This is a genomic window from Amycolatopsis sp. NPDC104819, from assembly GCF_055583145.1.
On the sequence record NZ_JBVJON010000001.1, the window covers coordinates 1 to 14,037 of the forward strand.

12 protein-coding genes are annotated in these 14,037 nt (G+C 70.6%); 1 reads left to right on the forward strand and 11 read right to left on the reverse strand.

Annotated elements, in window-relative coordinates; translation table 11 throughout:
- Positions 1-118 precede the first annotated feature (118 nt).
- The 10 genes from ACZ63E_RS00005 to ACZ63E_RS00050 form a co-directional block, all read right to left on the reverse strand.
- Complete coding sequence (locus ACZ63E_RS00005) at positions 119-1,747, reverse strand: solute symporter family protein (protein ID WP_465333081.1); 1,629 nt, start codon at positions 1,745-1,747, stop codon at positions 119-121.
- On the reverse strand, positions 1,744-2,094 hold the full coding sequence (locus ACZ63E_RS00010; protein ID WP_465333083.1) for a DUF485 domain-containing protein: 351 nt from the start codon (positions 2,092-2,094) through the stop codon (positions 1,744-1,746). The genes ACZ63E_RS00005 and ACZ63E_RS00010 overlap by 4 nt, the downstream gene beginning before the upstream one ends.
- A 116-nt stretch (positions 2,095-2,210) precedes the next feature.
- Positions 2,211-4,001, reverse strand: coding sequence for a sodium/solute symporter (locus ACZ63E_RS00015; protein WP_465333084.1), 1,791 nt, complete (start codon positions 3,999-4,001; stop codon positions 2,211-2,213).
- A gap of 30 nt (positions 4,002-4,031) precedes the next feature.
- Positions 4,032-4,556, reverse strand: coding sequence for a hypothetical protein (locus ACZ63E_RS00020; RefSeq protein WP_465333086.1), 525 nt, complete (start codon positions 4,554-4,556; stop codon positions 4,032-4,034).
- Positions 4,557-4,569: 13 nt separating this feature from the next.
- Positions 4,570-5,406, reverse strand: a complete 837-nt coding sequence (locus ACZ63E_RS00025) for a LytR/AlgR family response regulator transcription factor (protein WP_465333087.1) — start codon at positions 5,404-5,406, stop codon at positions 4,570-4,572.
- Between the two features lie 83 nt (positions 5,407-5,489).
- Positions 5,490-6,884, reverse strand: coding sequence for a carbohydrate-binding protein (locus tag ACZ63E_RS00030; protein WP_465333089.1), 1,395 nt, complete (start codon positions 6,882-6,884; stop codon positions 5,490-5,492).
- A gap of 117 nt (positions 6,885-7,001) precedes the next feature.
- Positions 7,002-8,114, reverse strand: coding sequence for a TetR/AcrR family transcriptional regulator (locus ACZ63E_RS00035; RefSeq protein WP_465333090.1), 1,113 nt, complete (start codon positions 8,112-8,114; stop codon positions 7,002-7,004).
- Between the two features lies 1 nt (position 8,115).
- A complete protein-coding gene (locus ACZ63E_RS00040; RefSeq protein ID WP_465333092.1) occupies positions 8,116-9,654 on the reverse strand; it encodes a long-chain-fatty-acid--CoA ligase in 1,539 nt (512 codons plus the stop codon).
- Between the two features lie 96 nt (positions 9,655-9,750).
- Positions 9,751-10,596: a S49 family peptidase gene (locus tag ACZ63E_RS00045; RefSeq protein WP_465333093.1), complete on the reverse strand. Its 846-nt coding sequence runs from the start codon at positions 10,594-10,596 to the stop codon at positions 9,751-9,753.
- 19 nt (positions 10,597-10,615) lie between these two features.
- Positions 10,616-11,932 (reverse strand): sensor histidine kinase, encoded by a 1,317-nt coding sequence (locus ACZ63E_RS00050; RefSeq protein WP_465333095.1) that lies wholly within the window; start codon positions 11,930-11,932, stop codon positions 10,616-10,618.
- Positions 11,933-12,105: 173 nt separating this feature from the next.
- On the opposite strand from ACZ63E_RS00050, the gene ACZ63E_RS00055 reads away from it, so the two are divergent.
- Positions 12,106-13,152 (forward strand): serine hydrolase domain-containing protein, encoded by a 1,047-nt coding sequence (locus tag ACZ63E_RS00055; protein ID WP_465333097.1) that lies wholly within the window; start codon positions 12,106-12,108, stop codon positions 13,150-13,152.
- Here the strand turns inward: ACZ63E_RS00055 and ACZ63E_RS00060 are convergent, their stop codons facing one another.
- Complete coding sequence (locus ACZ63E_RS00060; protein ID WP_465306237.1) at positions 13,153-14,013, reverse strand: Fpg/Nei family DNA glycosylase; 861 nt, start codon at positions 14,011-14,013, stop codon at positions 13,153-13,155.
- Positions 14,014-14,037: the final 24 nt, after the last annotated feature.

A 14,037-nucleotide genomic window follows, 5' to 3' on the forward strand; every position in this document is an offset into this window, starting at 1 on the left:
AAAAGTACGCTGGGTGGGGCAGAGGAACTGCGGGGTGGAAGGGGGGGGCCTGTCGTGGGGGGGGGCGGACAACCCCCCCCCCCCCCCCCCACCCCACCCCCCCCCCCCCCCGGCCGGGTCAGTGCGTGACGGCCTTCTCGGCGCCCGCGCCGGTCAGCGCGCGGACCTCCATCTCCGCGTACTTCTTCGGGTTCCGCTCCTTCGACAGGACCGTGCCGAGCCAGCCGAGCAGGAACGCCGCCGGGATCGAGACCAGGCCCGGGTTGTCGAGCGGGAACCAGTGGAAGTCGACACCCTGGATCATCGACGCGCTCTTGCCCGTCTTCGCGTCGATCGGCTTGCCCGAGACCGCCGGTGAGAAGACGATCAGCACGATCGTGACGACCAGGCCGCCGTAGATCGACCAGAGCGCGCCCTGGGTGTTGAACCGCTTCCAGAACAGCGAATACAGGATCGTCGGCAGGTTCGCCGACGCCGCGACCGCGAACGCCAGCGCGACCAGGAACGCCACGTTCTGGCTCTTCGCCAGGATGCCGCCCGCGATGGCCACCGCGCCGATCACCAGCGCCGTGACGCGGGCGACGCGGACTTCGCCGCCGGTGGAGACCTTGCCCTTCTTGATCACGTTGGCGTAGACGTCGTGCGCGAACGACGCCGACGCCGTGATCGTCAGGCCGGCCACCACCGCGAGGATCGTCGCGAACGCGACCGCCGAGATGAACCCGAGCAGCACCGGGCCGCCGAGCTCGAGCGCCAGCAGCGGGGCCGCCGAGTTCGTCGTGCCCGGCGCCTTCGCGATCTTGTCCGGCCCGACGATCGCGCCCGCGCCGTACCCGAGCACCAGCGTGAACAGGTAGAACACGCCGATCAGGACGATGGCCCAGACCACCGAGCGGCGCGCGTCCTTCGCCGTCGGGACCGTGTAGAAGCGCATCAGGACGTGCGGCAGGCCGGCCGTGCCGAGGACCAGCGCGACGCCCAGCGACAGGAAGTCGAGCTTCGTCGTGCCGGTCTTGCCGTACTGCTTGCCCGGGTCGAGCAGCGCCGCGCCGCCCTTGCCGCCCTTGTCGACGGCGGCCTGGAGCAGGTCGGACAGGTTGAAGCCGTACTTCCCCAGCACCCACAGCGTCATCGCGAACGCGCCGACGATCAGCAGCGCCGCCTTGATGATCTGCACCCAGGTGGTGCCCTTCATGCCGCCGATCAGCACGTACAGGATCATGATCACGCCGACCACGGCGATCACGACGTCCTGCCCCACCTCGCCTTCGATGCCGAGCAGCAGGTTGACCAGACCACCGGCGCCGGCCATCTGCGCCAGCAGGTAGAAGAACGAAACAGCCAGCGTCGAAACGGCGGCGGCCGCGCGCACCGGGCGCTGTTTCATCCGGAACGCCAGCACGTCGCCCATCGTGAACTTGCCGGTGTTGCGCAGCAGTTCCGCGACCAGCAGCAGCGCGACGAGCCACGCGACCAGGAACCCGATCGAATAGAGGAACCCGTCGTAACCGTTGACGGCGATGGCGCCCGCGATGCCGAGGAACGACGCCGCCGAGAGGTAGTCACCGGAAATCGCGATGCCGTTCTGCGGACCGGTGAACGCACGCCCGGCGGCGTAGTAGTCCGACGCCGTCTTCGTGTTGCGGCTGGCCCGGAACACGATCACCAGCGTGATCGCGACGAAGACCAGGAAGATGATGATGTTCAGGGCGGAGTTGCTGCCCTCCACCCCCGCGGCGAGGCTCATTTGCCGGACTCCCCTTCGATCCGGGCGCGGATCTCGTCGGCCACCGGGTCGAGCTTCCGGTTGGCGTAGCGCACGTACAGCCCGGTGATGACGAACGTCGAGACGAACTGCAGCAGCCCGAAGACCAGGCCGACGGTGATGTTCCCGAACAGCTTCGTGCTCATGAAGCCGTGCGCGTAGTCGGCGAGCAGGACGTACAGCAGGTACCAGAGCAGGAACAGCGCGGTCATCGGGAACACGAACGACCGCAACCGACGGCGGAGGTCCGCGAATTCGGGGCTCTCCTGGACCCTCTCCCAGTCGGTCTGCGGCTCCGCGCCACCGACGTCTTGTTCGGTGCTGCTCACGGCGGATCTCCACCTTCCCGTTGTTCGTGCTGGTAGAAACCAACGGAACTTATGGGTCGAAGGTGTAATTCGTAATCCCTCGATCGGGTATCACTTTCTTACGGACTGTCAGCGCATTACTTGCGGTGCCGACCCCGGCCGGCGATTCGCGTCTTTTCTTCGGCTTGTCCGAATCGCGCGACCGCCCTGTCTCGCATGAACCCGAGCGGATCGGGCGCGTGCAGCCGCAGCATGATGTCGTGCACGTGCTCCGGCCGGCCGTAGCCGGTCACGCGGCTGACCAAGTACGTCGTCACGAACGCGGCCGGCACGGTGATCAGCGCCGGCTGGTTGACGAACCAGGGCGCCCAGCCGCCGGTGTAGCCGCTCACGACGTTGACCACCAGCGCCGCCAGCACCAGCGCGCCGCCGACGAACATCCCCGCCAGCGCCCCCGGCCAGGACAGCTTCCGCCACCAGATGCCCAGCACCAGCAACGGGCTGAACGTCGACGCCGCGAGCGCGAACGTCATCCCGATCGACAGCGAGATGTCCTCCGGCCGCAGCACCACCGCCAACGCGATCGGGAACAGCGCGACCAGCCCGGTCGCCACGCGGAAGTCCCGCACCCGGCCGGGCAGCAGGTCGGTCGACACGACCCCGGCGACGCTCACCAGCAGCCCGGACGTGCTCGACAGGAACGCGGCGAACGCGCCCGCGGCGGTCACCGCGCCGAGCAGCTGCCCGCCGATCCCCGGCAGGATCGCCGAGGGCAGCCGCAGGATCGCCGCGTCCGTCTTGCCGGTGACCAGCAGCTCCGGGACGTACATCCGGGACAGCGCGCCCAGCAGCGTCGGGAAGAGGTAGAACAACCCCAGTAGCAGCAGGACGTGCACGGTGGTGCGGCGCGCGGCCTTGCCGTCGGGGTTGGTGTAGAAGCGGACCAGCACGTGCGGCAGGCCCATCGTTCCGAGGAACGTCGCGAACATCAGCGAGTACGTCTGGAGCAGGTCGGTGAGGCTGCCCGACCCCGGGTGCAGCCAGCTGTCGTTGTTCGCGATCGCGTCGCTGACCACCGGCACCGGCGTCCCCGCCGGGAACTTCAGCTTCGTGCCTTCGGAAACCGTGTGCGGCGCCAGCGGGGTCCAGTGCGTCGGCCCGGCCGCCGGGCCGTTGTCCGTGCGGCCGTAGGCGTACAGGAAGGTGTCCGAAGTGACGTGCAGGGTGACGTCGGTCTGGACGTCCACCGTGGTGTCGGTGGTGAACACCGGCGGCGCGGCCACGCCGAGCGGGCGGAAGCCGTCCGGGCCGCCGCCGGCGAAGAAGACCATGCACAGCGCGAAAGCGGGCACCGAGATCGCGAACAGCTTGAGCCAGTACTGGAAGGCCTGGACGACGGTGATCGCGCGCATGCCGCCGGCGATCACGTTGAACGCCACCACGACCATCACCGCGATCGCGCCGGCCCACACCGGCACCGGCAGGATCGTCGCCAGGGTCAGGCCGGCGCCCTGCAGCTGCGGGACCATGTAGAGGATCCCGATGAACACGACGAACGCCGTCGAGAACCGACGCAGGCCGATGGAGCCGAGCCGCATCTCCAGGAAGTCCGGGAGCGTGTACGCGCCGGAGCGGCGCAGCGGCGCGGCGACGAAGAGCATCAGCGCGAGGTAACCCGCGGTGAAGCCGATCGGGAACCACAGCGCGTCGGCGCCGTCCTTGAGCACGATCCCGGCGATGCCGAGGAACGACGCCGCGGACAGGTACTCACCGGAGATCGCGGCGGCGTTGCGCCGGGACCGGACCGTGCGCCGCGCGACCAGGAAGTCGTGGGTGCTCGTGGCCGAACGCGAGGAGCGGTGACCGAGGTAGAAGGTCACCACGGCGACCAGCACGATGCCGGTCAACGCCCACGGGTTCAGCTGCACGGGAGGAATCCTCGCACGAGTCGTGCGGAGCTAGTTTTCGATCATGTCCACGAACGCGCGTTCGTTGCGCTCGGCCAGCCGGTTGTACCAGATGCCGACGCCGAACAGGAACGGGAACGGCAGCACGCCGAGGATCAGCCACGCCACCGGGATGCCGGCCAGGCTCAGCGCGGAGAACCCGGGCACCAGGTAGAACAGCACCGGCAGCGAGCCGAACACGACGACGACGAGCAGCGACAGCAGCAACGCCGTCCGCAGCTGCACCTTCACCAGGTGGTCGCGCACCAGCAGTTTTCCCCAGCTGGTCTGCTCTTCCAGCTCGACGCGGGCGCGCAGGGTGCCGGCGCCGCGCCGCGGGTCGTTGAGGATCACTCGTTCCCGCTTGGGCCGGGCGTGGTGCTCCGGTTTCGGCGCCTCTTCGTCCGGCGCCGGCGGGAGCGACTCGACGACGGCCCGGTCGGCCGGCTGCGGCAGCCGTTCGCGGGCGCGCCTGCCGAGCGTGGGATCCGGTTCGCGCACGCCGTTCGCGCGGCGCTCGTAGAAGTCGTCGGTCATGACCGGGCCCGGCTCAGCCGTTCCGGCCCGAACCGACCAGCCGGTCCTTCAGCGCACGGGTGTGCCGCCGGCTCACCGGCAGCACCTTCTCCTCGTTGCCGATCACGACCTGGTAGCCGCCCTGGCCCATCCGCAGCTCGGTGATCAGCGGCAGCGCGACCAGGAACGACCGGTGGATCCGGACGAACCCGGCCTTCTCCCAGCGTTCCTCGAGCTGCGCCAGCGGGATCCGGACCAGGTGGCTGCCTTCGGTGGTGAACAGCCGTGCGTAGTCACCCTGCGCCTCGACCCAGCGGACCGACGAGCGCGGGATGAGCTTGGTGGTGCCGGCCAGCTCGACCGGGATGACCTCGTCGTCGTTCTTCACGCCCAGCTCGCCGCCCAGCGCGCCGGGCGGGGGTGCCGAGGCGGAGGCCAGCTTGTCGATCACGCGGGTGATCGCGCGGTCGAGGCGGTCCTGCTGGTACGGCTTGAGGACGTAGTCGAGCGCGCCGAGGTCGAAGGCGTTGACCGCCTCTTCGGCGTGCCCGGTGACGAACACCAGGGCGGGCGACGGGCGCAGCGCGGCGAAGACGCGGGACATCTCCATGCCGGACAGGCCGGGCATGTCGATGTCGGCGAAGACGGCGTCGACGATCGGCAGGCCGCGGTCCTTGCGCTCGCGCAGCCTCGGGTCGTCGGTCGAGAGGATGCGCAGCGCTTCCGACGCGTCGATCGCCGGGAACACCTTCGCCACGTGCGGGCTGTGTGTCAGGCAGTGGACGAGTTCGTCAAGCCCTTTCGGCTCGTCGTCCACAGCCAGGACCACGAGCTTCCGGGTGTCATCGTGAGCACTCACAGTGAAACGCATCCTGCCCATTGCCGAGTGCAATGTCCAGCCCCCGTCCGCCTGAAGTGGGGAGACCCGCGGCCGGGGGCCGCGGGTCCCTCGTCTCAATGCACGAAGGTGAACCAGTTGAGGTTCACGAAGTCGGCGGGCTGGCCGCTCGTGAAGGTCAGGTACACATTGTGCACGCCGGTGACGCCGCTGATGTTCGCGGGCACGGTCCGCCAGCTCTGCCAGCCACCGGTGTTCCCGACGGCAAAACTGCCGATCGGGGCGTTGGACAGGCTGTCGAGCCGCACTTCGACCAGCCCGCTGACCCCGCCGGCCGCGCCGGACGCCACGCGCGCCTGGAAGTTGGTCGCCGCGGAGCCGCCGAAGTCGACACCCGGGTAGAGCGCCCAGTCGCCGTTGCCCGCCGGCCCGATGTTCTGGCCGCCGCCGGTGTCGCTGGTCGTCTGCTTGGTCAGGCCGTTCTGCTGCGAGTACGACTCGGCCTGGATGGTGCTGTACGCGCTGCCGCCGCTCCCGGGCGGCGTGGTCGTCGTGGTCGGCGGCGGTGTGGTGGTGCCGCCACCGGAGCCGCGCGTGGACACCGTGACGTAGTCGACGACCATCGGGCGGCCCGGCACGATCCCCGGCCCCGGCGTGGTCGTGCCGGAGTTGTTGTTGGGGAACGCGCCGCCGATCGCGACGTTCAGCAGCACGAAGTAACCCTGGTGGCTGGTCATGTTCGCCCACGTGGTCGCATCGACCTGGTTCTGGCTCACCGAGTGGAACTGCTGGCCGTCGACGAACCAGCGGAACACCTGCGGGCTGACGCTCGCGTCCCATTCGAAGCGGTAGGTGTGGAAGGCCGACTGGCAGCTGCTGCCGGGGCAGGCGCGGTTGGCCACGATGCCGGTGGTCTCGTTGCACGGGCCGCCCGGGTTGACGCCGCAGTGCATGACGCCCCAGACGGAGTTGATCCCGTTGACGTTCTCCATGATGTCGAACTCGCCGATGGCGGGCCAGTTCCACCAGTTGCCGCGGTAGGGGCCGCCGAGCGCCCAGAACGCCGGCCAGTAGCCGAGCGCGGCGGCGCCGGTGACGTTCGGCATCTGGATCCGGCTTTCGATCCGCATGACCCCGCCCGCCGGCGGCTTGAAGTCGGTGCGCTGGGTTTCGACCCGCGCCGACGTCCAGTTGCCCGCGCCGTCGCGCAACGGCGTGATGCGGAGGTTGCCGGCGCCGTCCTGGGAGAGGTTCGACGTGCTCGACGTGTAGTTCTGGATCTCGCCGGTGCCCCAGTTGCCGGGGCCGCCGGGGTAGGCGTGGCCGGTGTCGATGATCCAGTTCGAGCCGGACGGCAGGCTGCCCGCGCCGCCGGTGAAGTCGTCGGCGAAGACCGTGGTCCAGCCCGAGTCGGGCGGCGGGATGGACGCGGCGGCGGGCAGGGTCAGCGGAACCGCGATGAGCGCGGCGCCGAGCACCGCGCCGATGGCGAATCTTCGGGAGTGGGGCATCGGGTACGACCTCCTCGTCGTCCGGATTTGTTGCCGATCGCAACAAAGCCCGTCGACAAGGGGACCTCCCGACCCGGGAAGATCGCCAGACCCGTTACCGGGGAAGAGTGATCCGGGTCACAAAACCTGCCCGGAACTACCCGAACCGGACAGACCGAGCAGGGCCGACCCGATGGCGAGCAGCGCGTCTTCGATGCCCGGCAGCGTACGCAGGTGCGGGGTCCGGGCGACGTCGTTGACCACCGTGAGGACGGCCTGGACACGCACCCGCGCCGGGCCCGCGTCGAGGTCCGGAAGCCGGCTGACCCACGCTTCGACGTACTCGCGCTGGGTGCGGCGCAGGGCGTGCCGCTCGGGTTCCGGCAGCAGCCCGACCTCGGTGATCAGCAGGTCGACCACGTGCCGATGGGCCAGCGAATACCTCGTGTACGACCGCAGCAGCCCGGGCAGCGACGCCGTCCGCAGGCCTTCGCCGAGCGCGTCGGCCCCGGCGCGCAGGGCCGTCATCAGCAGCTCGGACTTGCTCTCGAAGTGGTGGTAGACGCTCGGCCCCGCGATCCCGGCGGCCGCGCCCACCTCTTCGATGCCGACACTGTGGAAACCGCGCTCGGCGAACAGCCGGGTCGCGGTCGCCAGCAGCAGCTCCCGCCGGTTCGCGGGCTCGGCGACCGGTTCCGCGGTGCGCTCGCCCAGGTCCGGAAGGGCGACCGAGGCGACCGTGGCCGCCAGCGACGTCATCAGCTCGTCGTAGGCCGGGCGCGGCAGCCCGACCCGCTGGAACGAGACGCTGACCAGCACCGCGAGCACCGCCCAGGCCAGCAACCCGGCCTGGTCCGCGGTCAGCTCCGGACGCCGGTCCCGGAGCCGGCCGGCGAGCTGCCGCGCCAGCCGCCGCAGCGGTTCGCCGACGCGGTGGCGTTCGGCCGGGTCGAGGTGCCGGGACTCGCGCTGCCACAGGACCCCGGCGTCGCGCCGGTCGAGCACCCCGGTCGCCAGCTCGGCGAGGTCGCCGACGTCGAGCGCGCGCAAGGCGTCTCCGACGACCTCGGCGAGCAGCTCCTGCTTGCCGCGGAAGTGCCGGTACAGCGCGGACGGCCCGATCGCGACGGCCTCGGCGATGTCGCCCATCAGGACGTGCGGGTACCCGCGGCGGACGAACATCTCCGCGGCCGCGGCGACGATCAGCGCGCGGCGGTTGCGCGGCCGGGTGCCGCGGGCGGGTGCGGACAACTCAGTGGACCCCGCGGTCGCCGCCGGTCCAGTGCCGCTTCCGCAGCTCGCGCTTGAGGATCTTGCCCGCGCCGGACATCGGGAGCGCGTCGGTGAATTCGAAGGTGCGCGGCACCTTGTAGCCGGCGATCGCTTCGCGGCAGAAGTCGCGCAGCTCGTCTTCGGTCGCTTCGCGGTCTTCAAGCAGCACGACCACAGCGTGCACCCGCTCGCCCCAGTGCTCGTCCGGCACCCCGATCACCGCGCACGCGGCCACGGCCGGATGCTTCGCCAGGGCGTTCTCCACCTCGGCCGAATACACGTTCTCGCCGCCGGACACGATCATGTCCTTGATCCGGTCGACGACGAAGACGTACCCGCGCTCGTCCATGTACCCGCCGTCGCCGGTGTGCATCCAGCCGCCGCGCAACGCCGTCGCCGTCTCCTCCGGCCGGTTCCAGTAGCCGAGCATGACGTGGTCACCGCGGCAGACGATCTCGCCGACGGTCCCCCGTGGCACCTCGACGTCGTCCGGATCGACGATCCGGACCTCGGCGTGCGGCGCCGCGCGGCCGGCGGCCCGGCGCAGCGCGGGGTCGTCGTGGTCTTCCGACGAAAGCAGCGTCGCGACCGGCGAGAGCTCGGTCATGCCGTACGCCTGCACGAAACCCGCGCCGGGGAACACCTTCCGCGCGCGTTCCAGCACGGCCTCCGAGATCGGCGAGGCGCCGTAGACGACGTGGTTCATCGACGTCAGGTCGTGCTGCGGGACGTCCGGGTGGTCGACGAGCAGCTGGATCATGGTCGGCACCAGCAGCGTGTCGGTCGGCCGCCGGGTGCTGATCGCCTCGAGCACACCGGCCGGGGTGAACATCGGGACGATCACGTGCGTCGAGCCGACGAGCTGCCCGGCCGCCCACGCGGCACCGTCGGCCAGGTGGAACATCGGCGCGGCGTGCAGCAGCTTGCCGCGCGCGGTGAGGAAGCGGCCGGTGGCGAGGCTGCCCAGCGCCGACGTCAGCAGGTTGCGGTGGCTGAGCATGACGCCCTTGGGCGTGCCCGTGGTGCCGCCGGTGTAGTAGACGCCGAGCAGGTCGTCCCCACCGCGGCGCGCGTCCTCGACCGGATCGGCGCCGGCGACGAGGTCCTCGTACCCGAGCATGCTCGCCGGCGTCGGGGCCTCGCCGATGTGGATGACGGTGGTCAGGCCGTCGCCCAGCTTCGGGACCATCGGGACGAAGGCGTCGTCGACGAGCAGCACGCGCGTGCCGGACTCGGTGAGCGAGTAGGCGATCTCCGCCGGGCTCCAGCGGATGTTGATCGGGTTGAGCACGGCGTTCGCCCACGGCGTCGCGAGGAGGTACTCGTGGTAGCGGTCGGAGTTGAGGGCGAGGATCCCGACGCGGTCCCCGGTGCCGACGCCGAGCTCCTTGAGCGCCCCGGCGAACCGCGCGACGCGACCGGCGACCTCGCCGACGGTCCGGACGCGGTCGCCGAACTCGGTCATCGGGCGGTCGGGCCCCTGCTGCACGGCCTGGTGGAGGGTCTGCGTGAGGTGCATCCGCCGCTCCCTTGCCTAGCGCTGATTCACATAGCCTAGCGCCGGTTCACTTAGGAGGACAGACCTCGACGACGGTCACGTCGTCGAGGTCTTGGCTCAGAGGCCGAAGCGGGACCAGGCCGCCTTGTGCGTCACCGCGTCCAGCAGGGCCGATGCCGCCGCCGGGGCGCCGACGCCCAGACGGGCCAGCAGGGGGCGCTTCGGCTCGGCGACCGAGATCTCCACGTCCGGGTAGCGCTGGGTGATGATCTGCCGGAGGCTGCCGAGGCCGTCGATCAGGCCCAGCTCCTCGGCCTTCGCGCCGAGCCAGACGTCGCCGGTGAAGAGGTCCTCGGTGGCGGTCAGGCGGTCGCCGCGGCGGTCCTTCACCCAGCTCACGAACAGGTCGTGGAGCTGCGTGTGCATCTTCTTCAGCCACTCGACGTCTTCGGGCTTCTCCGGCGAGAACGGGTCGAGACGCGACTTGTTCGCGCCCGCCGTGTGGAGACGGCGCTCGATGCCGAAGCGCTCCAGCAGCCCCGTGAAGCCGAAGCCGCCGCTGATCACGCCGATCGAGCCGACCATCGACGTGCGGTGGGCGAAGATCTCGTCCGCCGCGCAGGCCAGCCAGTACCCGCCGGACGCGGCGACGTCCTCGCAGAACGCCAGGACCGGCACCTTCTTCTCGTCGGCCAGCTGCCGGATCCGCTCGGCGACCAGGCCGGACTGCGTCGGGGCGCCGCCCGGCGAGTTGATCAGCAGCGCGACCGCCTTGAGCCGATCGTGGGCGAACGCCCTGGTCAGCGCCGACTCCACCGCGGCCAGGTTGATCGCGCCCCTGGCCAGCGGGGACGGCGACGGCGTGATCACGCCGTGCAGCTTCACCACGGCGACGACGTCCTTGCGCTCGACCCGGTCGGCGAGCACCGGGATCCGCGAAGCCAGCTTGTCCGTAACGCTCATAACTCCAGGCTAGCCGGATTCAGCCCATGGGGAGGATGCCGGACCGGGTGCCGTTGACGCCGTTCACCTCGGCGCCGTTGAGCTGGGCCGGGCCGCCCTGCGACGGGACCTCGGCCTCGGCGTCCGAGCTGTAGTCCGGCATGTTCGGGCGGACGCCGGGGACGAACTTCGGCACCCGGAGCGTCACCTTCATGCCGGCGCCGGGCGCGGTCTCGACCATCACCGCGTAGTCGCCGCCGAACACCTGCTGCATGCGCTGGTTGATGTTGCCGAGCCCGACGTGCGCGCCGGTGCGGTGGGCGCTCTTGAGCTCGTTGAGCCGCCGCGGGTCCATGCCGATGCCGTCGTCCTCGACGCTGATCAGCGCCTCGGTGCCGTAGTCCTGCGCGATCACCGTGACGCAGCCGCCGCTGGGCTTGCTGGCCAGGCCGTGCTTGACCGCGTTCTCCACCAGCGGCTGGATGATCAGGAACGGCACGACGACGCTGAGCACCTCGGGCGCGATCTTCATCCGCACCTCGAGCCGGCCGCCGAAGCGGGCGTTCTCGATGGTCAGGTAGCGGTCGATGTTGCGCAGCTCCTCGGCGAGCGAGGTGAACATGCCCGACGTCCGGAACGAGTAGCGCGTGAAGTCCGCGAAGTCCTGAAGCAGCTCTCGCGCCTCTTCGGGGTCCGTGCGGATCAGCGCGGAGATCGTGTTCAGCGCGTTGTAGACGAAGTGCGGGGAGATCTGCGCGCGCAGCGCCTTGATCTCGGCCTGCTGCAGCTGCTGCTTCGACTCGTCGAGCCGGGACAGCTCGAACTGCGTGCAGACGAACTGCGCGACCGCGTCGGCCATCTGCACCAGGCGCCCGCGCGTGCGGCCGACGACGATCAGCGCCGCCTCGGTCTCGCCCTCCACCAGCAGCGGCACGATCACCGCCGTCTTCATCCGGCAGGTGCCGCGGTGGTTGCAGGGCATCCGGTCGTGCGCGACGACCTCACGCCGGTGCTTGCGGATCGAGGCGCCGATCGCGTCGACGAGGTCGACGTAGTGCTCGTTCGCCTCGCCGTCCCACGACAGCAGCGTGCCTTCGCTGTCGGTGATGCCGACCGCGACGCAGTCGAGCATCTGCAGCAGCTGCGTGGTGATCTTGTCGGCGGCGTCCTCGTCCAGGCCGGAGCGGAGGTTCGGCGCCGCCTTCGACATCCGGTGGACGGCCTGGAGCATGGCGTCCTCCACCACGCTGGCCGGCTTGCGCAGTTTGACCAGCAGCACGATCACCACGATGCCGAGCAGGACCGCGACCCCCCAGGGGACGACCTGCGCAAGCGGAAACCCGGACACGGCGTCCATGCTCTGCGCTCGATCAACCGGGTGCAAGGCCTGATCCCACTTTCTGTTCAAACGTGACGACCGAGGGTGGGAACGACCCTACTAAGCGTCGGGTGGCTGTCCGCATGGTCACCGTGCGCAACGCGCGGAAGGCTTGTGCTGTTCCACGGGCTCGGGGGAAAGGGGCAGGAAGAGTGCGGTTTCGGGGGTTCGCGGCCGGGGTGCTCGCGGTGCTGGTGACGACGGCGGGGGCGGCCGGCCCAGCACGTGCGGCCGAACGGGGGAATCCGGTGCGTGACGCCGTGACCACTCTCGTGTCCGAGGGGGGATACCCGGCCGCCGTCGCGTACCACCGCGACGGCGGCCGGGTGGCGCACTACGCGGCGGGGGTCGCGGACACGCGGACCGGGGAGCCCGCGGCGGCCGGGCAGCGGTGGCGGATCGCGAGCAACACGAAGGCGTTCACGGCGGTGGTCGTGCTGCAGCTGGCCGGGGAGGGCCGGCTGGACCTCGACGCGCCCGTCGGGCTGCCGGGCGTGCCGCCGGTGACGCCGCGGCAGCTGCTCGGCCACACGAGCGGGATCCACGACCCGGCCGACAGCACGCTGTTCGCGCCCTACTTCGCCGGTGACCGCGGGTACGTCTACACCCCCGGCGAGGTCATCCGGCTCGCCCTGCGGACGCCGCCGTCACCGCCCGGGAAGCACGAGTACTCGAACACCGGCTACCTCGTGCTGGGGCAGCTGGTTGAACGGGTCACCGGCCACGACGTCCGCGCCGAGATCGCCGCGCGGATCCTGCGGCCACTCGGGCTCGCGCACACGTCGTTCCCGCTGACCTCGCCCTACCTGACCGGCCCGCACCTGCACGGTTACGACCTCGACGGCGTCGACTGGACGACGCTGAGCCCGTCCTACGACTGGACGGCGGGCGCGATGGTCTCGACCGTCGACGACCTGGCCGCGTTCCACCGGGCGCTCTTCGCCGGCCGGCTGCTGCGGCCGGCCGAGCAGGCCGAGCTCGTCGGCCAGGAGCTGGGCGTCGAGAAGCTGACGCTGCCCTGCGGCCGGACGGTCTGGGGAAACACCGGCGCGGGCCCGGGGTACCTGAGCGTCTCGATGACCGACGGGCGGCGGCAGCTCACCCTGGTCGCCACCGCCTTCGACATCCGGGCCGAGGCCGAGGGCCGCGTGCCGGTGCCGTCGACGACCGAGCAGCCGCTGGTGGCGGTCTTCTGCTGACTACTTCAGCAGCCGCGACATCCGGCGGTCGGCCAGCGGCTTGCCGCCCGTCTGGCAGGTCGGGCAGTACTGGAACGACTTGTCGGCGAAGGAGATCTCGCGGATCGTGTCGCCGCAGACCGGGCACGGCAGGCCGGTGCGGGCGTGCACCCGCAGGCCCGAGCGCTTCTCCCCCTTCAGCCGCGCGGCTTTCTGGCCCACCGAGCGCTCGACGGCGTCGGACTCGATCTCGTGGATCGCCTCGGCGAGGGTTTCCAGCGCGCCGTCGTCGAGCTTGCCGATCGTGGCGTACGGCGAGAGCTTCGCGCGGTGCATGATCTCGTCGGAGTAGGCGTTGCCGATGCCGGCGATCAGGGATTGGTCGGTGAGCGCCCACTTCAGCCGCGTGTTCTTCCCGGCGAACAGCTCCCGCAGCTGCGCGGCGTCGACCGCCAGCGCGTCCGGGCCGAGCCGGGCCACGCTCGAGATCTCCTGCGGGTCCTTGACGATCCACACCGCGAGGCCCTTCTTCGTGCCCGCTTCGGTGAGGTCGAAGCCGGGCCCGGTGGCCGACTCGAGGTGGACGCGCAGCGAGATCGGGCCCTTGCCCGGCTTGAGCGGCGCCGGGGCCAGGCCGTCGGACCAGCGCAGCCAGCCCGCGCGGGCCAGGTGGACGACCAGGTGCAGGTCACCCGCGACGACGTCGAGGTGCTTGCCGTGCCGGGTCGCGCCGGTGATCTCGCGGCCGTGCAGGTCCGTCCACGGCGGGGTCGCCGTCTTCAGCACGCTCAGCGATGCGACATCGATGCGGAAGATCGTCTGGCCGACAGCGTTCTCACGCAGGTGGTGGGCCAGCGCTTCGACCTCGGGTAGCTCGGGCATGTCCCCAGTTTCACCCCTTCGGCC